This window comes from Rhizobium sp. 01L419 (assembly GCF_056400025.1).
The window spans coordinates 39,732-56,862 of sequence record NZ_JBFTSM010000015.1; the positions used below are offsets into that span (position 1 = coordinate 39,732).

At 59.7% G+C, this 17,131-nt stretch carries 16 protein-coding genes and 1 tRNA gene; 7 read left to right on the forward strand and 10 right to left on the reverse strand.

The annotated features are described in order from the left end of the window. Nucleotides 1-240 precede the first annotated feature (240 nt). The gene (locus tag AC1DUP_RS25925; protein WP_113295696.1) at nucleotides 241-2,022 is read left to right on the forward strand and encodes a radical SAM protein; all 1,782 of its coding nucleotides are present in this window, start codon (nucleotides 241-243) and stop codon (nucleotides 2,020-2,022) included. A 177-nt stretch (nucleotides 2,023-2,199) separates the two neighbouring features. Here the strand turns inward: AC1DUP_RS25925 and tig are convergent, their stop codons facing one another. The 4 genes from tig to AC1DUP_RS25945 all read right to left on the reverse strand — a co-directional run bounded on the left by tig (nucleotide 2,200) and on the right by AC1DUP_RS25945 (nucleotide 5,809). Then, nucleotides 2,200-3,693 carry a trigger factor gene (gene tig / locus AC1DUP_RS25930; RefSeq protein ID WP_113311608.1) on the reverse strand — a complete coding sequence of 498 codons (1,494 nt, stop codon included), beginning with the start codon at nucleotides 3,691-3,693 and terminating at the stop codon, nucleotides 2,200-2,202. 186 nt (nucleotides 3,694-3,879) lie between these two features. Next, a tRNA-Leu gene (locus AC1DUP_RS25935) sits at nucleotides 3,880-3,964 on the reverse strand. 154 nt (nucleotides 3,965-4,118) lie between these two features. Next, complete coding sequence (locus AC1DUP_RS25940; RefSeq protein WP_477835466.1) at nucleotides 4,119-4,709, reverse strand: GDYXXLXY domain-containing protein; 591 nt, start codon at nucleotides 4,707-4,709, stop codon at nucleotides 4,119-4,121. Further along, a complete protein-coding gene (locus tag AC1DUP_RS25945) occupies nucleotides 4,706-5,809 on the reverse strand; it encodes a DUF2157 domain-containing protein (RefSeq protein WP_113311606.1) in 1,104 nt (367 codons plus the stop codon). The genes AC1DUP_RS25940 and AC1DUP_RS25945 overlap by 4 nt, the downstream gene beginning before the upstream one ends. An 851-nt stretch (nucleotides 5,810-6,660) precedes the next feature. On the opposite strand from AC1DUP_RS25945, the gene AC1DUP_RS25950 reads away from it, so the two are divergent. The 5 genes from AC1DUP_RS25950 (at nucleotide 6,661) to trmFO (ending at nucleotide 9,436) form a co-directional block, all read left to right on the forward strand. Further along, nucleotides 6,661-6,807 carry a YjiS-like domain-containing protein gene (locus AC1DUP_RS25950; protein WP_113295700.1) on the forward strand — a complete coding sequence of 49 codons (147 nt, stop codon included), beginning with the start codon at nucleotides 6,661-6,663 and terminating at the stop codon, nucleotides 6,805-6,807. Between the two features lie 293 nt (nucleotides 6,808-7,100). Further along, nucleotides 7,101-7,244, forward strand: coding sequence for a DUF1127 domain-containing protein (locus AC1DUP_RS25955; RefSeq protein ID WP_113295701.1), 144 nt, complete (start codon nucleotides 7,101-7,103; stop codon nucleotides 7,242-7,244). 126 nt (nucleotides 7,245-7,370) lie between these two features. Beyond that, nucleotides 7,371-7,610 (forward strand): hypothetical protein, encoded by a 240-nt coding sequence (locus AC1DUP_RS25960; RefSeq protein ID WP_113311605.1) that lies wholly within the window; start codon nucleotides 7,371-7,373, stop codon nucleotides 7,608-7,610. Continuing rightward, nucleotides 7,528-7,929 carry a DUF2934 domain-containing protein gene (locus AC1DUP_RS25965; RefSeq protein ID WP_477835679.1) on the forward strand — a complete coding sequence of 134 codons (402 nt, stop codon included), beginning with the start codon at nucleotides 7,528-7,530 and terminating at the stop codon, nucleotides 7,927-7,929. Before AC1DUP_RS25960 ends, AC1DUP_RS25965 begins: the two co-directional genes overlap by 83 nt. A 73-nt stretch (nucleotides 7,930-8,002) precedes the next feature. Further along, nucleotides 8,003-9,436 (forward strand): methylenetetrahydrofolate--tRNA-(uracil(54)-C(5))-methyltransferase (FADH(2)-oxidizing) TrmFO, encoded by a 1,434-nt coding sequence (gene trmFO, locus AC1DUP_RS25970; protein WP_113311604.1) that lies wholly within the window; start codon nucleotides 8,003-8,005, stop codon nucleotides 9,434-9,436. A gap of 2 nt (nucleotides 9,437-9,438) precedes the next feature. Here the strand turns inward: trmFO and AC1DUP_RS25975 are convergent, their stop codons facing one another. The 5 genes from AC1DUP_RS25975 to yajC form a co-directional block, all read right to left on the reverse strand. Further along, nucleotides 9,439-9,906, reverse strand: a complete 468-nt coding sequence (locus AC1DUP_RS25975) for a hypothetical protein (RefSeq protein ID WP_113311603.1) — start codon at nucleotides 9,904-9,906, stop codon at nucleotides 9,439-9,441. A 69-nt stretch (nucleotides 9,907-9,975) separates the two neighbouring features. Then, on the reverse strand, nucleotides 9,976-10,824 hold the full coding sequence (locus AC1DUP_RS25980) for a phytoene/squalene synthase family protein (RefSeq protein WP_113311602.1): 849 nt from the start codon (nucleotides 10,822-10,824) through the stop codon (nucleotides 9,976-9,978). A 2-nt stretch (nucleotides 10,825-10,826) separates the two neighbouring features. Next, a complete protein-coding gene (locus AC1DUP_RS25985; protein ID WP_113311601.1) occupies nucleotides 10,827-11,213 on the reverse strand; it encodes an Mth938-like domain-containing protein in 387 nt (128 codons plus the stop codon). Nucleotides 11,214-11,217: 4 nt separating this feature from the next. Continuing rightward, complete coding sequence (gene secDF, locus AC1DUP_RS25990) at nucleotides 11,218-13,737, reverse strand: protein translocase subunit SecDF (protein ID WP_113311600.1); 2,520 nt, start codon at nucleotides 13,735-13,737, stop codon at nucleotides 11,218-11,220. Nucleotides 13,738-13,780: 43 nt separating this feature from the next. Further along, nucleotides 13,781-14,128, reverse strand: a complete 348-nt coding sequence (gene yajC / locus AC1DUP_RS25995; protein WP_113295708.1) for a preprotein translocase subunit YajC — start codon at nucleotides 14,126-14,128, stop codon at nucleotides 13,781-13,783. A 209-nt stretch (nucleotides 14,129-14,337) separates the two neighbouring features. On the opposite strand from yajC, the gene AC1DUP_RS26000 reads away from it, so the two are divergent. Further along, nucleotides 14,338-15,210, forward strand: coding sequence for an ATP-binding protein (locus tag AC1DUP_RS26000; protein WP_113311599.1), 873 nt, complete (start codon nucleotides 14,338-14,340; stop codon nucleotides 15,208-15,210). Nucleotides 15,211-15,304: 94 nt separating this feature from the next. Here AC1DUP_RS26000 and AC1DUP_RS26005 read toward each other — a convergent pair whose 3' ends face one another. Beyond that, nucleotides 15,305-16,969 carry a peptidoglycan DD-metalloendopeptidase family protein gene (locus AC1DUP_RS26005; RefSeq protein WP_113295710.1) on the reverse strand — a complete coding sequence of 555 codons (1,665 nt, stop codon included), beginning with the start codon at nucleotides 16,967-16,969 and terminating at the stop codon, nucleotides 15,305-15,307. Between the last annotated feature and the right edge of the window lie 162 nt (nucleotides 16,970-17,131).

A 17,131-nucleotide genomic window follows, 5' to 3' on the forward strand; every position in this document is an offset into this window, starting at 1 on the left:
TGCAGCGAGGCCGTCGAAACATTGTTGGCGACGATCAAGAGGTCCTCGAACTGCCTATATCCTATGTCAAAAGATATTGGTAAGGTCGGCGCTGTTCGTGCCTTGCGTTATTCTATTGCGTTTTGTTAATCGCCTTCCCAAGTATGGTGCGCGCCTTTCGACAGCATGAAACCCATGTCTTAGACCGGCCTGCGACGCCATCAAGGTCCGGTGTGCAGCCAACAACGAAAGATAATTATTTTGGCCCAAATTTCAGAGGCTGCTCGCAGGCGGTTTCAGCTCATCCTGATAAAGCCGTCGCATTATGACGACGACGGCTATGTGATTCGTTGGTGGCGGGCGATGATTCCGTCCAATTCGCTGGCCGCCATCTACGGGATTGCCGCCGAATGTGCCGAGCGGCAGGTGCTTGGGGCCGACACCGCCATCGACATCACCGTCATTGACGAGACAAATACGCGGATCGATTTTGCGGCGCTGATCTCCCAGTTCAAACGCAATGACAATTTCGGGATGATCGCGCTTATCGGCGTCCAGTCCAACCAGTATCCCCGTGCGCTCGATATCGCCCGCCCGTTCCGCGATGCCGGACTGCCGGTTTCGATGGGCGGCTTCCATATCTCGGGATGCCTGTCGATGCTGAGTGGCGACGCGATCGGCCTCGAGGAATGCCGCAAGATGGGCGTTTCCATGTTTGCCGGCGAAGCCGAAGGGCGGCTGGAGATGGTGCTGCGCGACGCAGCCGCCGGCGAGCTGAAACCGCTCTACAATTTCATGAACGATCTTCCCGGCATCGGCGGCACACCGGTGCCTTTCCTGCCGAAGGACAATATCCAGCGCACGCTCGGCCTCAGCACCAGCTTCGATGCGGGCCGCGGTTGTCCCTATCAATGCTCGTTCTGCACAATCATCAACGTGCAGGGCCGCAAATCCCGCTTCCGCTCGGCTGACGATGTGGAAAAGCTGGTGCGCATGAACTGGGCGCAGGGCATCCATAAATTCTTCATCACCGACGACAATTTCGCCCGCAACAAGGACTGGGAAGCGATCTTCGACCGGCTGATCGAGCTCAGGGAAAAGGACGGTATTCCGCTCGGCCTGATGATCCAGGTGGACACGCTCTGCCACAAGATCCCGAACTTCATCGAGAAATCGAAGCGCGCCGGTGTCACGCGCGTCTTCATCGGTCTCGAGAACGTCAATCCGGATAATCTGACCGCCGCCAAGAAGAACCAGAACAAGATCACCGAATATCGTAAGATGCTGCTTGCCTGGAAGGCGCAGGGCATCATGACGCTCGCCGGTTATATTCTGGGCTTTCCGGCAGACACGCCGGAGTCGATCCGCCGCGACATCAAGATCATTCAGGAAGAATTACCGCTCGATGTCATCGAGTTTTTCATTCTGACCCCCCTGCCGGGCTCCGAGGATCATCAGGTTCTCTGGAAGAAGGGCGTCGAAATGGATGCCGATCTCAATATCTACGACGTTGAGCACGTCTGCACCGCGCATCCGAAGATGAGCAAGCAGGAATGGGAGAGCATCTATCAGGAGGCCTGGTCGCTCTACTATTCACCCGACCATATGAAGACCCTGCTGCGCCGCGCTGTGGCGTCCGGCATCAAGCTGAGCAGTCTCGTCAAGGTGCTGGTGTCGTTTGCGACGACCGTGCCGCTGGAGAACGTCCATCCGCTGCAGAGCGGCCTTATGCGCCTGAAGCATCCCTCGGAGCGGCGCCCCGGCCTGAAGCGCGAACATCCGCTGCTGTTCTGGCCGCGTTTTGCCTTCGACACGGCCCGCAAGCATATTTCCCTGGCCGGCACGATCATCGGCCTCAGCGTTTCGGCTTTCCTGATTGCACGCGAGGCCGGCGTCAAGAACTACATGGACAAGGCTCTGACACCGGTCGGTGAGGATGAGGAAGAGGTTCTCGACCTCTTCACCAAGACGGCCGGCGGCACTGCCGCCGTCAGCCATATCAAGAAGGTCGCCGAACTCACACACGCGCGCAAAGCCGTCTGACCGGGTCCTTAGAGCTAGAGCGCGGTGCGTCCAATCGGACGCGCTGCGCTCTAGCTCTTTGAATCTACGCATCGGCCAGCACGCGATCTGCGATTTCAGCGCCTGACCTTATAGCCTCAACAAAAAAGCCCTGCCGCATGCGGCAGGGCTTTTTGAATTTCAGTGCGAAGGAGCCGATTATTCGGCGCTGTCTTCGGAAGCCTTCTTCTTCGGAGCGGCCTTCTTCTTCGGAGCGGCTTCTTCGCCTTCAGCAACTTCTTCAGAAGCCTCAGCCTTGGCGGCAGCCTTCTTCTTCGGAGCAGCCTTCTTGGTGTCGGCCTTCTCGGAAGCTTCGCCTTCTTCGTCGGCGAGCAGCTCCTCCTTCGTCACCTTCTTGTCGGTGACGTCGATTTCGGTGAGCAGGTGGTCGATGACCTTTTCTTCGAAGATCGGAGCGCGGATCGAAGCGGCGGCACCCGGCTGGCTGCGGAAGAATTCGAGGATCTGCTTTTCCTGGCCCGGATACTGGCGCAGCTGTTCGTAGATCGCGCGCTGCATTTCGTCTTCGCTGACTTCGACGCCGGCCTTTTCGCCGATTTCGGAGAGAACGAGACCGAGGCGAACGCGGCGCTCAGCGAGCTTCTGGTATTCTTCGCGCGCCTGCTCTTCGGTGGTGTCCTCATCCTCGAAGGTCTTGCCGGACTGGGCGAGGTCGTTGCTGACCTGGTTCCAGATGCCGTTATATTCAGCTTCGACGAGCTTGGACGGGGTTTCGAACTTGTACATCTCGTCGAGCTGGTCGAGGATCTGACGCTTCAGCTTCTGGCGCGTCAGCGAGCCGTACTGCGATTCGATCTGGCCGCGGACAATTTCCTTGAGACGGTCAGCCGATTCGAGGCCGAGCTTGGTGGCAAGTTCATCGTTGATCTCGACGTCGGCCGGAGCAGCAACTTCCTTGACGGTGACGTCGAAGGTCGCTTCCGAACCGGCGAGGTTCTTGGCCGGATAATCGGCCGGGAAGGTGACATTGATGGTCTTCTCGTCGCCAGCCTTGAGGCCGACGAGCTGCTCTTCGAAGCCCGGAATGAAACGGCCGGAGCCGAGAACCAGTTCGGCATCCTGATCGGTGCCGCCGTCGAAGGCGACGCCGTCGACCTTGCCGACATAGTCCATCTTGACGCGGTCGCCGTTGGCAGCCTTGCCCTTCTTTTCGGCGTAGTCGCGGGCGCTTTCGGCGACCTTGAGAACCTGCTCGTTGACTTCGTCATCGGAAATTTCGACGACTTCGCGAACGACCTTGATGCCGTTGTTGGACTTCAGTTCGATCGGCGGAAGAACTTCGTAGGAGAGCGTGAATTCGAAATCCTGCTCGGCGGCGAGGATCTTGTCTGCCTCGTCCTTGTCTTCCGTCATGGCGATTTCCGGCTGGGTGGCCGACTTTTCGCCGCGGCTGGACAGGATCTGCGTCGGCTGGTCGCGGACGATCTCGTTGACGAGATCGGCCATAACGGACTTGCCGTAGAGCTTCTTGAGGTGACCGGCCGGAACCTTGCCCGGACGGAAACCATTGATGCGCACCTTGTCCTTTACGTCGGCAAGGCGTTCATTCATCTTGTTTTCCATGTCCTTGGCCGGGATAACGACCTTGATTTCGCGCTTCAGCCCTTCAGCGAGCGTTTCGATAACCTGCATGTCTTCCTACCTTCATTCAGTGACGGCCGTGCCCAGACGCCGTTCGTTTCGGTGAGCACGACGCCGGCCAACTGCCGCGCGTGGCTTTTTCTCAATTCCTGTTCGTTCCGTCCGAAGCGGAACAGCACTCGCTTTCCGGGTATCCGGGACAACCAAGTTCCAGTCCTCCCGCCCTGCAAGGCAGCTTGGTGCGGGTAGAGAGACTTGAACTCCCACGCCTTACGGCACCAGAACCTAAATCTGGCGTGTCTACCAATTTCACCATACCCGCGTTCGCAAAACCGCATGCATATGCCTGCACATGAGGCCTTCCGGAGCGCGGCGTCTCTATATCACCCGATTTAGAACAGGCAAAGGAAAAATGAACGGCAAATGACAGCGATTTGCGGGCAAAAGCGCATCGTTCCCATTACCGGCCTCGCCTCTCAATAGAGCGGCTCCTCATAGGCCGGTTTGCCGTCGACCACGAGGCTGCGGATCTGCGCAGCGCCGGAGGAGGAAATGCTTGCGGCAATGGAGACGACGCCCTCGTTGCGCGCCTCCTCCAGCGGCTTTCCTTCGCCTTCCGGCACGTAATAGCGTTCGATTCCGTATTCGACCCGGATCATGTCACCATTATCAGGCCCATAGCTGTAGAAAGGCACGCTGCGCAGGACGACTGTACCCGGCTGTGCCGGCAGTTCCTTAAACGACGATTCGACAATGCCCCAGAAGCCATCCTGCTGGCGCTTGAGGCGAACCCACAGGGTCTGCTCCCCCGCTTTCGCCGGAATGCCGCCAGTAACCGTCGAGACCGGGACCGACGATATGTCATAGTTCAGCACCACATAATCGCCACGCAGGAAATCGCGCGGATCCACGGGAGCGGTTTTGAGCAGCACTTCAGTGCCATTGGCCAGAATCGAAGCTCGGCTCTGAATGATGTAACCGAGGATCAACGTCTGCAGGCCGGCGACCAGGATTGCAGCGACGATATAGAAGCGGCCGGTTTGCGGTCTTGCGAAGGCAAAGCTCATGCGCGTTCCTCCACGCGGCCTGCCGCGAAGCGTCTTTCGAGGCGGATGACGACCCAGGCGACGGCTGCGACCACCAGGCCCGAGAACAGGAAGAGGCTGGACGTGCCGAGGATCGTGCCGACCGTCACCGAGGCAAGATAGAGCATTTCGGCTGCGAAGGCGCCATAGGCAAGGTAGCGTACCGCCCCATTGTCCCGGCCATGCAGCACGATCGCCACAACGGCGGCGCCAAGCGTCAGCAGACCAAGCACGACCATACGGCCGCCTTCGTCCATCTCCATATGAAGCAGGAACAATCCCATGATGGCGACGAGAAAGCTGTAGAATGCCGGAGCAGCGCCCGCCGATCTGACGAGCGTGGAAATCGGGGGGACAGGCAAGGCGGTCAGCAGGAAAGCCGCCATGCCGAAGACCGCGAAGGCAATCGCCACGGAAATCTCGTCAGTCAACACATAGAGCCAGGCCAGCCAGCCGACCACCAACAGATAAGCTAGATGACGGGCGCGGTCGGCGCCGGTGAAGCGCACCAGGCCGATGATAGCAGCCCCCATCACCAACGGCGCATAAGGGCCAAGGCCGAACCAGCGCGTATCGAAATTCTCAAGGTAGACGGCAAAGGAGGCCCAGGAGAGGAAGCCCGCGACGGCCGTCACCGCGGCCGAGCGGAAAAGAACCGCCGAAACGGTCGCCACCGCAAACCAGAGATACATGACCGTCTGTTCGTCGCCAGAGAGATGATACATCTGGCCGACGAGGGAGATGGCGCCGCCAAAGCTCAACGCGCCGATGATGAGCAGGCCGCTGGCGGAGGCCAGCGCACCACGCATAAGAAGAAGTGCAGCACCGATATGAACAGCCCAGATCAGCACCAGCATCAGACCGACACGGACGAGGCGCGGGATATACTCCCAGTTTGAAGCGACGAGCAGCAGCAGAGCCGCACCGAGTAGCACGGCTGCCAGCCCCATCAGCACGCGGCCGAGGCTGAAACTTGCCGGACGCGCATCGTATTCGGCAAGCAGCGCCTCTGCCGTCCCCTTCTGCAGAAGTCCCTTCTCCACCCAGAGCGAGAAATCCCGCTCCAATCTGCCGCGATACATGCCCTACCCCGCATTGATCCGCCATCTTCGGCTTTTGCCTTTATAGCGCAGGATTGCCTCGCGGAAACGCCGACATTCGAAATATGCAAATTCTTCACTGGTCTAAATTGGGTCGCTCGTTAACGAAATACTAACCGCACTATTACTAATATATGAGCATCGCAGGAAGGCATGCATGAGCCGCATAGCCCTCATGAATATATTGCACTGCAAAATACTCAAAAGTCATACTATTTACTGTACATCGAGGCACGGGGATGGCTCCCCGGCCCGGTTTTCCGGAAGCCTGCGGATGATATGTCCGTGATAAGATTCGCAGACGCGCACTCCTCCTCCCAGCGCCCTGCGATAGACTGGCAACACTCCTCCTCCCAGTTGCCAGTCACCATCATGACGCCCACCGGATCCTCCCCCGGTGGGCGTTTTGCTTAACAGGTGGTTAAACGATTAGGATGGTGGCTTTTCAGGCTTTCGCGTTAATCAGGGTGAAGCAATCGTTAAGCCGCTTGAGACGGTCGGGGAGCGCTTTGGAGCACGGGGCCCAATGTTCTTCGCCGTTGATGTATGGCGAAGTGCGCCTACAGGGAAAAGACTATTCGCGGACACCAAAGCCGACCAAATATCCATCCGCGAATGTGGCGGCGTGAGAGAAAATCATTCTGCCTATTCATTGACCAGAAAATGACCAAAGCGTGCAAATAACTGGTTGAGCCTTGCGAATCACGCATAGGTGACTTGAAATCTTGGCTCTGTTAGTTCTTCGCGGCGCAACATATATTCTGGCCATCAAATAGAGGTCAGCGCCGAAGACAGGCTGCTGGCAGGATCAAGCCCTAGGAAAGGGGATTAACATGAACTTCTCTCGCTCTTTCAATAACTGGCGCAAGTATCGTCAGACGATTACGGAACTTGGCCGCATGACCAACCGCGAATTGCATGACCTCGGCATCGACCGTTCGGACATCCATCGCGTTGCTCGCGAAGCTTCCGCCCGCTAAGTACGGGTAATCGCTGCTCCTCCCAAGCAGATTGCCTTCCCAAAACGCCTGCTGCCTCCGCAGCGGGCGTTTTCTTTTTGCCGGCTGGTCAGGCTGCCGCAAAAGTTGCGGAAGTATTAATTCTCGGCCCGCTCAAAAATCGCGCGCTGCATAATTAGCAGGCATAAGAGTGCACAATTGCATAGCAGCCGCCTTTTATTTGCACTGCACAATATCAGGGACCTCCACTATATAGATATCAACCGCAGAGACGGCGATCCCGCCGCTCGCGCAAGACATCCGAGGAAAAGACCATGAACCCGATCCGCATTGCAAAGAGCTGGATTAGCTACCGCCGCACGCTCAACGAACTGGGCAACCTGTCCAACCAGACCCTGTCCGATATCGGCGTCAGCCGTTACGACATCCGCAACATCGCATCCCGCTCGTTCCGCTAAATAGCGAGCAGACTATTATCCAAGACGGCGCCATCGGGCGCCGTTTTCGTTTTCGGGCTTTGCTGACGCCTTTGTCGGAACCCAACAGCCTTCCGGCAGTTCTCCTTCACGAAAGGAGACCATCCCATGACAAACGAACTCAACGCCGGTTTCACCGGCCAGCCGACGAACAAGCCCGAGGGCATTCGCAAGGCCGCTTCGAATACAGCCTCCGTAGTCAGGCGCGAGGTGCAGGCCGTTGCAACGGGTGCTGCCAATCATCCTCATACCGCAAGCTCCGTGGTTGTCGGTATCGGCCTGCTCGCTTTCAGCATCGGCTACCTGCTCGGCCGCCAATCCGTCGAGACGAACCGTTTCTGGAGGTGACATCGTGGCTGGAACTATTCTCGAAAAAGCAACGGATGATGCGCGGGCAGAAGACAGCCCGACGGCCGACGCGCGTCGGCGCGAAATTGCGGAGCAAACCTCCCAGGCCTTGAGTGCCAGGCGTAGGAGCACTCAATCCGCAAAGGGTGAAATCGACACTTTCAACGAACATACGGAAGAAACGACCTCCGACAATCTTCCGAACCTTGCGGCACAACGCGAGGCGGTGCGGGAACATGGCGACGTTTATATTGTCGATACCGATCTCGAAGATGCCGACCAGCGCGAGGCATCGCCAGGAACAAGAGAGCAGAGCTAGTAATCTAGCACGGGTGAAGGGCCGCTTCGATTCTGCAGTTGGATCACATCTGCCGGCGTGATATCAGCCGTCAATGACCCAGAACTCCTCATATTCCCCTATCCACGTCATCGGCGGCGGGCTCGCCGGCTCCGAAGCTGCATGGCAGATCGCTAGTGCCGGCGTGCCTGTCATCCTGCATGAAATGCGTGGCGTGCGCGGCACGGACGCACACAAGACCGATGGACTTGCCGAGCTCGTCTGCTCCAACTCCTTCCGCTCTGACGATGCCACCAGCAACGCCGTCGGCGTCATCCATGCGGAAATGCGCATGGCTGGCTCACTGATCATGGCGTCGGCCGACAAACATCAGGTGCCGGCAGGTGGCGCACTGGCCGTCGACCGCGATGGCTTCTCGGATGCCGTGACCAAGGCGATCCACGACAATCCGCTGATCACGGTCGTGCGCGAGGAGATCTCCGGCCTGCCGCCGAAGGAATGGGATCTGGCGGTTATCGCCACCGGCCCCCTGACTGCCCCCTCGCTTGCGAGCGCCATACAGGCCGAAACCGGTGCGGACGCTCTCGCCTTCTTCGATGCGATCGCGCCGATCGTCTATCGCGACAGCATCGACATGGATATCTGCTGGTATCAGTCCCGCTACGACAAGGTCGGTCCCGGCGGTACGGGCAAGGACTATATCAATTGCCCGATGACTGAAGAGCAATACAACGCTTTCGTTGACGCGCTGATCGCCGGCGATACGGTCGGCTTCAAGGAGTGGGAAGGCACGCCCTATTTCGACGGGTGCCTGCCGATCGAGGTCATGGCCGAGCGCGGGCGTGAGACGCTGCGTCATGGGCCGATGAAGCCGATGGGCCTGACCAATGCGCATAACCCGACCGTGAAAGCCTATGCCGTCGTGCAGCTTCGCCAGGACAATGCGCTCGGCACGCTCTACAACATGGTCGGCTTCCAGACGAAGCTGAAATATGGCGCCCAGGCCGATATCATCCGCATGATCCCAGGGCTTGAGAATGCCGAATTCGCCCGGCTCGGCGGTTTGCATCGCAACACCTACATCAACTCGCCCACCCTGCTCGACCCGTCGCTGACGCTGAAGTCGCGCCCGGGCCTGCGCTTTGCCGGTCAGATCACCGGCTGCGAGGGTTATGTGGAAAGCGCAAGCGTCGGGCTGCTCGCCGGCCGCTTTGCCGCTGCCGAACGCAAGGGAGAGGCGGTTTCCCTTCCTCCGGTAACAACGGCGCTCGGCTCGCTGCTCGGCCACATCACCGGCGGCCATATCGTCACCGATGAGGAGCCGGGTAAACGCTCCTTCCAGCCAATGAATATCAATTTCGGGCTATTTCCTGAGCTTCAGCCGGGTTCGATCGTCAAGCCTGAAGGCGTCAAGCGCTTCCGGGGCAAGGATAAGACGATCATGAAGCGTCAGCTGATCGCCAAGCGGGCGCTTTCGGATTGCGCCGCCTGGCTTGGACAGGATGTCGAACTCGCCGAAAGCGCCTGAGATTAGTGGCCGTTCACCGCCGAGCTATTCGGCACAGGCAGTTCCTTATCCTGCTCGGCAACATAGTTGCCAAGCAGCCAGAGCGACACTTCTGACGCTTCCTTGGCAGAAGCGAACTCGTAGGTGCCGTTGTGATGGGACGCGCTGGCAAATTCGATGCTCAGCCCTCTGCCCGTTTCAGAAGCCAGAACACGCACCGTGCCCGGCTCGATCAGATGGCAGGCGAAATGGCGCGACATGTTACGCATGAAGCCCGCCTTGTTATCATGCAGACGCACGAAGACGGCCTGCCCATCGACTGTCGCCTGAAGCTGGCGGATTGCCTCATTGGGGAATGCGCGGCCGAATTCGATGATGGCAAGGCCCGTGTCGTGCAGGCCATCTTCCTTGTTCTGCGCAGCCATGCGCGTCGCCACGTAGGCGATGAAGATGACGATGGCGAAAAGAACGCACCAGACGATAATGCCCACGCGGTTTCTCCGTTTAAAATGGGGTTATGCCCGACATAACGCACGAGACTTGCGCGAGTTTGACCGTTGTCAGATTTTCTTGCGTATTCCGGCAAGTGCCATGCGCATCTGACGGCGCCATTGCGGCTGCTGTAGCGAGCCTTCCAGAATGGCTGCACCGCGCTTCTGCGCCTTGATCAGCACAGGTTCGGCAAGTGCGACCGGCAAGAAGGCCGGCACGATAACCGGCGACAGTACGGAAGCCCGTGCCTTGGCAAGATGATCGCGCCCGAGCCCGGCAAAGGCCTCGATCGCTGCTGCAATGCGCGGTTTGTCCGCACCGGCCAGGAAGGTTTCCCGGTCGAGGCCTGTCGCCGAGAGAATTTCAAGCGGGATATAGATCTGGCCGCGGCGCTGATGGAGCGGCATCAGCAGCAGCATGCCTGATATCGACTGCGCCACACCGGCATGACCGGCAGCATCGGCGGATTTCATCGCTTCCTCGGGCGAGAGGACGAGGCCTGCAAGCTGGATCAGCGCCGAGGCGGTTTCACCTGCATAGCCTTCCAGCGAGGTGCGGCTTTCCATCGGGTCGTCGTAGAGGTCGAAGATCCGGGCCTCAATCATGTTGACGAGCGTCTGGCGCGGAAGCCGGTGCGTCTCGACGGCCGAAAGAAGTGCAGCCGCCAGCGGATTGGCTTCTATCGAACCGTGCGCATTGCCCTCCAGAAGGTCGCGCCAATACTGCATGCGGATTTCTCCGGGCAGCGGTTCGTGCACGAGATCGCGGATGCGGGCAAGCTCGGCATTGAAGGCATAGAGGGCAGCAAGCGCACCGCGCTTGTCTTCGGGCGATAGCAGGCAGGCGAGGTAGCGGTCGCGATCGGTGTCGCGCAGCATCGCCAGGCTGATATCCTCGCTCGTCTTCACGTCTGCCATGATCAGACCGCGATCAGGGCTGCGGCAACGGCTCGCTGTTCGGCAAGCATGATGTTGAAGGTGCGCACGGCAGCACCCGTGCTCATCGGATCGGAGGAAATGCCACGTGCCTTGAGGGCGGCACGCAATTCCGCGGGCAGGCGGCGAAGCTCTGTGCCGGTGCCGACGAGCAGCACTTCGATATCGGCGGCTTCATCGAGCACGCGGCGGAAGTTTTCCACCGACAGCGGCTTCGTTATATCCATATCCCAGCCATGAATGCCCGAGGGCAGGCAAAGGATGGAGCCGCGATGCGACATATCCGCAAAGCGGAAGCCGCCATTACCATAGGTGTCGATGGGAGCCCGGCCCGGGAAATGGGCGTCGCGGATTTCAATGCCTTTTGCCATGTACCTATACCGCCGGCTTGCCGGATTTCATGCTGATGTCGCCCTCGTCCTCGCCACCGGTCTCACGGCGCAGCCGGAAGATGATGAGAACGGGCGCTGCTATATAGATGGAGGAGAATGTTCCAAGCGCAACGCCGAAGAGCATGGTGAAGGTGAAGGAGCGGATCACAGCACCGCCGAAAATATAGAGCGCGAAGAGCGCCAGCAATGTCGTGGCAGCCGTCAGAATGGTGCGCGACAGCGTCTGGTTGATCGCCGCATCGATCAGGATCGGCAGTGGCATCTTCCTGTAGCGCTTCAGGTTCTCGCGCATGCGATCGTAGACGACGACGGTATCGTTCAGCGAATAACCGACGACAGTCAGAAGTGCGGCCACGCTTGTCAGATTGAATTCCATGCCCGTCAGCACGAAGAGGCCGAGCATGATGATGACGTCGTGCAGCGTCGCAACGATCGCACCAACCGCAAACTGCCATTCGAAGCGGATCCAGATATAGACCAGGATGGCAAACAGCGAGGCAAGGATGCCGATCGTCGCCAGCATCGTCAGCTCGCCCGAAACAGCCGGCCCGACCACCTCGACGCGGCGAAAATCGTAATCCTCGGCCAGTTCGCCACGAATGAATGTCGCGACCGATTGCTCGGCGTTTTCGCCGCCGTCCTGAGAGCCGACCCGGATCAGGGCGTTGGTGGCATTGCCGATCCGCTCGACGCGCACCGGTCCGAGGTTCAGCTCATTGAGACGGGCGCTCAGATCGGCAATATCGGCATTGCCCTGCTTCGCCTTGACCTCGACCAGCGAACCGCCGGTGAAATCGATGCCGAGATGCAGGCCAACCGAGGCGAAGGCGAGCATGGCGGCGATGCAAAGTACGGCCGACCCCGTGAAGACATAGCGGCGGATACCCATGAAACGGATATTGGCGTGCTCGAACAGGCCGGTCAGCGCGCTCTTCGGCAGATGGCGCGGCTGGCGTCTTGCAAGCCAGGCGGCCACGAAGCCACGCGTCAGCGTGAAAGCCGTCAAGATCGTTGTCAGGATGCCGACGGCCAGCGTCACGGCAAAGCCGCGGATGGATTCGCTGCCGACGAAGAACAGGATGACGGCGGCGATGAAGATCGTGACATTGGCATCGACGATAGTGGCGAAGGCGCGCGAGAAGCCGCGCTCAACCGCCTGGGCGAAGGTGGAATGCGGTACCCTCTCCTCTTCACGAATGCGCTCGTAGATCAGCACGTTGGAATCCACCGCCATGCCGACGATCAGCACAAGGCCGGCAATGCCCGGAAGTGTAAGGGTCGCACCGGCAACGCTTAAGACCGCAACGATCAGCACCAGATTGAAGAACAGTGAAACGACGGCGATGATGCCGAGGATGCGGTAGAGCGCGATCATCAGCGCTGCGACAAGCACCACTGCGACAATGCCGGCAGCTAGACCGGAGAAAACGGATTCGGAGCCGAAAACCGGGCTGACGGTGCGCTCTTCAACCGATGTCAGCGTCGCCGGCAGCGCGCCCGCCCGAAGCATGATGGCCAGATCCTCAACGCCTTCTTCGGAGAAATTGGCTGATATCTCGCCACGTCCGTCCGTGATCGGCGTTTCAATAACCGGATTTGCCATCACCTGATCGTCGAAGACGATGGCGAGATGTTTTCCGACATTGGCCGTCGTTGCCTGCGCAAGGCGTTGAGCAGCATCGGCATTCAGCCGGTAGACGACCGCACTATCCTGCGTCTGCGGATCTGTCTTTGTATCGACTTCGGCAAAATCTGCGCCTATCGCAATCACGCCGCGATCGACCAGATAGGGGATCGGCGGATCATCCAGTGAGTAGAGTATCTGCGATGTCGCGGGCCAGCGTCCGGCAAGCGCTTGCTGGCCGGTCATGCTCTCATCGATCAGGTGGAAGGAGAGTGCGGCGGGCTCGTTCAGCAGGTTCTTCAACCGCTCGGCATCGACGGAGCCCAACACCTGCACGGCGATACGGTCATCGCGATCGGGGCGGACAGTGAAGTTCTCCTTGCCGAAGCCGGCGATACGGCGGGCGACGATATCGAGCGAGCGGGTCTGTGCTGCAACCGTATCGGCATCGATCGCCTTGTCGGAAATCTGCAGCGTCAACTGGCCATCATCGCTTTTCTGGAGCGAGACGTCGGCTGAAGTCAGCAGTTGCAGGAGGTCCGCTGCGGCCGGGAGCTGAGCCGTATCGGCAACCTTGACCGTGACCGTCTGCCCGTTGCCGGCCAGACCTGTATAACGGATGCCGGCACCGCGGAGTTTGTCCCGCACGCCGGCGACGGTTGCCTCGAGCCGATCCTTGATGATGTCGGAGCGTTCGAGGCGAAGGACGATATGCGAGCCACCCTGAAGATCGAGACCGAGGGTAACGCGGTCCTGCCGGACCCAGCCCGGCAGGGAGGAAAGCTGCGCCGGGCTGAGAAGATTGGGAGCAGCGACGACGACGGCGGCAATCGCAACCAACCAGATCAGAAGTGTTTTCAAGCGGGAAAAATGGAGCATTCTCTCGACTATCTTCCGATCCGGCGGCGTTTGCTATTGCATGTTATGCTGCGTCGGCCTTGACCGGCTCACCCTTAACGCGGATTTCGGAAATGCCGGTGCGGACGATGCGGACGCGCACGCCTTCAGCGATTTCGACTTCGACTTCCTTCTCGTCGATAACCTTGGTGACTTTGCCGACGAGGCCGCCGCCGGTGACGATCTGGTCGCCGCGACGGATCGCCTTCAGGGTTTCCTCGCGCTTCTTGGCCTGCGCGCGCTGCGGGCGGATGAGCAGGAAATACCAGACCACCATCAGCGGCACGAACAGGATGATCATTTCGAGGCCTGAACCGCCAAAAGCGCTCGTGGCGTCAGTTGCGCTCTGGGCAAATGCCGGGGTGATAAACATGCTAAGCTCCTCAGGCTATGGGCGGCGGAAGCCCGCCTCTCTTTTCAAGTCGCCGGACTATAGTTGCAGCCTTGATGAATGCAACAAAAACAGCCGGAAAGCGTACCGATTCCGCTGCCTCATAACCTTTCCGCTGTGGAAAGGCCATGCTACCCGGCATCAAAAAAGCGAAAGCGGATTATCGCTGCAATCTATGAAGGAGGCACCCGATGGCCGAGGAAATCAATAGTGTTCTGCTTCAGGAGCTGAAGAGGCTTGCGGACGCGGTCGAGCGGCTAGCGGGACCGGCGCCTGCCGTCAACGACTGGAACGCGGCCGACTGCTTCGTCTGGTCCCCTGCCCGCCAGCACCTCCAGCCCGTTCAGCGCCCTAACCGGGTGGCGCTGACGCTTATTCGTGGCGTCGATCACGTGCGCGATATCCTGCACGAAAACACCGTGCGTTTTGCGGACGGCTATGCCGCCAACAACGTGCTGCTCTGGGGAGCGCGCGGCATGGGCAAGTCCTCGCTGGTCAAGGCCGTGCATGAAGATGTGCGCCGCGAAAGCGGCGTATCGCTGAAGCTCGTCGAGGTGCATCGCGAGGATATTTCCAGCCTGCCGGCACTTCTCGATCTGCTCAAGGATACGCCGCACCGCGTCATCGTTTTTTGCGACGATCTTTCCTTCGACCACGACGATACCGCCTACAAGTCGCTGAAGGCGGCGCTCGACGGTGGTGTGGAAGGGCGTCCGGACAATGTGCTGTTCTATGCCACCTCCAACCGGCGTCACCTGCTGCCGCGTCACATGATGGAGAATGAGCAGTCGACGGCGATCAATCCGTCCGAAGCCGTCGAGGAGAAGGTCTCGCTCTCCGACCGTTTCGGCCTGTGGCTCGGCTTCCACAAGTGCAGCCAGCAAGACTATCTGACGATGATCGATGGTTATGCCGACCACTTCGAGCTCGGCCTCGATCGCGAGAAGATGCATGCCGAAGCGCTGGAATGGGCTACCACGCGCGGTGCCCGCTCCGGCCGCGTCGCATGGCAGTATATCCAGGATCTGGCGGGCCGCATGCGCGTCCATCTCGACCGCATCTGAGCATTTTGCGCGACGCGCCTCGAAACGACAAAAGCCCGGCTGATGACCGGGCTTTTGCATTTTCCTGAGACGCTCTACCTACTCAGAAATATCGCTATTCAAGAAATGTCATCGGGTTGACCGGGGAGGCGTCCTTGCGGACTTCGAAGTGGACCTGCGGCTGCTTCACGTCGCCGCTCATACCCGACACGGCAACCGTCTGGCCACGCTGGATCTTCTGACCGCGGGCGACGCTCAGCGTATCGGCGTTGCCGTAGACGGTGACGGTGCCGTCATCGTGACGGACAAGAACCGTATTGCCGAGCTCTTTCAGGCCGTTGCCGGCATAGATGACGACGCCATTTTCGGCGGCCTTGATCGGCGTGCCCTGCGGAACCGAGATGTCGATGCCGTCATTGCGGCTGCCGTTGACATTGGCGCCATAGGCCGCGATCACCTGGCCGCGAACCGGCCAGCGATACTTGCCGATGCCGGTGGCTTCAGGAGCCGCAGCGCTGACATCGGATTTTTTCTCGACGTCATCGACCGTCTGCGTGGCGGCAGGAGCCTTATAGGGCGCCGGCTGCGCGGAGGCGGTCTGGACCGGTGCGCTTGCCGACTGGGCGGGCTTTACCTGATCGACCTTCTGCGCCGGAATGGAGGCAGTCTTGATCGTATCGGCGGAAGCCCCGCCATTCGGGATCTTCAGCTCCTGGCCGATGCGGATCGAGCTTGCCGACAGATTGTTGGCGGCCTTGATGTCGTCAACGTTGGCACCTGTCGCCCTGGCGATCTTGGCAAGAGAGTCACCCTGCTTGACCGTGTAGGTACCGACAGCACCCTTCGGATCCTTGCCGGCGCCGGCGGGAAGCTTGCCTGTCGGGTCCGCGCTTGCGACGGTCTTGTCGCGAGCGGAATTGGCGCCCGGAACAACAGCCACTTTCTGTTCCTGGCCCTTCGTCGGCTGCGGCAGATCGCCCGGTTTGGAAAGGTCAGCGGACTGGGCTGCGGCCTTGGCGGCATTGTTGCCACCATTAAAGGTCGGGATGAGGATCGCCTGGCCGGGCTGGGCGGCAGATGCCGTCTTCAGATTGTTGACGCGCAGGATTTCCTTTTCCGGAACGCCGTAGCGACGGGAAAGCACGGCGATGTTCTCACCGGGACGTAGCGTGACGGAGGGCGCATTTGCGCCGGACCAGCCGGAGACCTTCGGTGTCGTGCCTGTAGTCAGCGTATCGGGCGCAACCTTCGGAGCTGCCGCGGCCGGTGAAATACGGTCAGGCTTCGGAGCGGACGGGAACGGCTGGGCGAGAGCGACGTCCCTCTCCCGCTGACGCGGGGAAACTGAGCCTGCGCTTGGCGGTGAGAGATCGGAACGCTGAACGGAAACCGGTGTGGATGCCATCCGCGCGCTGGAGCCGACCGGCTCATAGCTCGGACGGCCCGGATAAGGCTGACTCATGCCCTGATTGTTGGAGGCATACACCGGCCGGCCCTGGTTATTCGCGCCATACCCCGGCTGGCCCTGATTGTTCCCGGCATAGGCCGGCTGGATGGCTGAGCCGCCGAGATCCGCGCGCGGCACCGGATCACCCTGTGCGCCATTGAAACCTCTGCGGGGGATGGAATTTGTCGTCATCTGATCCTGCCCTGAGGAGGAAAACAGACTACCGAACCGTGTCACATCGGAGCTGCAGCCTGTTGCTGCACTCGCCAGCAAGGCGACGACCAGGAGGTTACCAGCCGACTTCCCAAACTTCGGCGAAAGACTGAAACGCATGACTCGACCCACTTAGAACGCAACCATTTGTGAATCTATTAAAGCGCGTTAGTATTACCACGCGGTTAAGATGCTGGAATCAGTGCTATATTTTTGAGAACTTGATAACCATAGTTTGCGGGCGAAAAATCATAGCCCGCCGGCCCTTGAGCCAGATGCCGG

Excerpts from the sequence above, each read along its gene's own strand:
- AC1DUP_RS25945 (WP_113311606.1), bottom strand. The coding sequence starts at position 5,809 with ATGTATCGCGGCAGATTGGAGCGGGATTTCTCGCTCTGGGTGGAGAAG.
- AC1DUP_RS26000 (WP_113311599.1), top strand. The coding sequence starts at position 14,338 with ATGGCCGAGGAAATCAATAGTGTTCTGCTTCAGGAGCTGAAGAGGCTT.
- tig (WP_113311608.1), bottom strand. The coding sequence starts at position 3,693 with ATGCAGGTTATCGAAACGCTCGCTGAAGGGCTGAAGCGCGAAATCAAG.
- AC1DUP_RS25980 (WP_113311602.1), bottom strand. The coding sequence starts at position 10,824 with ATGGCAGACGTGAAGACGAGCGAGGATATCAGCCTGGCGATGCTGCGC.
- AC1DUP_RS25950 (WP_113295700.1), top strand. The coding sequence starts at position 6,661 with ATGAACTTCTCTCGCTCTTTCAATAACTGGCGCAAGTATCGTCAGACG.
- AC1DUP_RS25985 (WP_113311601.1), bottom strand. The coding sequence starts at position 11,213 with ATGGCAAAAGGCATTGAAATCCGCGACGCCCATTTCCCGGGCCGGGCT.
- AC1DUP_RS26005 (WP_113295710.1), bottom strand. The coding sequence starts at position 16,969 with ATGCGTTTCAGTCTTTCGCCGAAGTTTGGGAAGTCGGCTGGTAACCTC.
- secDF (WP_113311600.1), bottom strand. The coding sequence starts at position 13,737 with ATGCTCCATTTTTCCCGCTTGAAAACACTTCTGATCTGGTTGGTTGCG.
- trmFO (WP_113311604.1), top strand. The coding sequence starts at position 8,003 with ATGACCCAGAACTCCTCATATTCCCCTATCCACGTCATCGGCGGCGGG.
- AC1DUP_RS25955 (WP_113295701.1), top strand. The coding sequence starts at position 7,101 with ATGAACCCGATCCGCATTGCAAAGAGCTGGATTAGCTACCGCCGCACG.
- yajC (WP_113295708.1), bottom strand. The coding sequence starts at position 14,128 with ATGTTTATCACCCCGGCATTTGCCCAGAGCGCAACTGACGCCACGAGC.
- AC1DUP_RS25960 (WP_113311605.1), top strand. The coding sequence starts at position 7,371 with ATGACAAACGAACTCAACGCCGGTTTCACCGGCCAGCCGACGAACAAG.
- AC1DUP_RS25940 (WP_477835466.1), bottom strand. The coding sequence starts at position 4,709 with ATGAGCTTTGCCTTCGCAAGACCGCAAACCGGCCGCTTCTATATCGTC.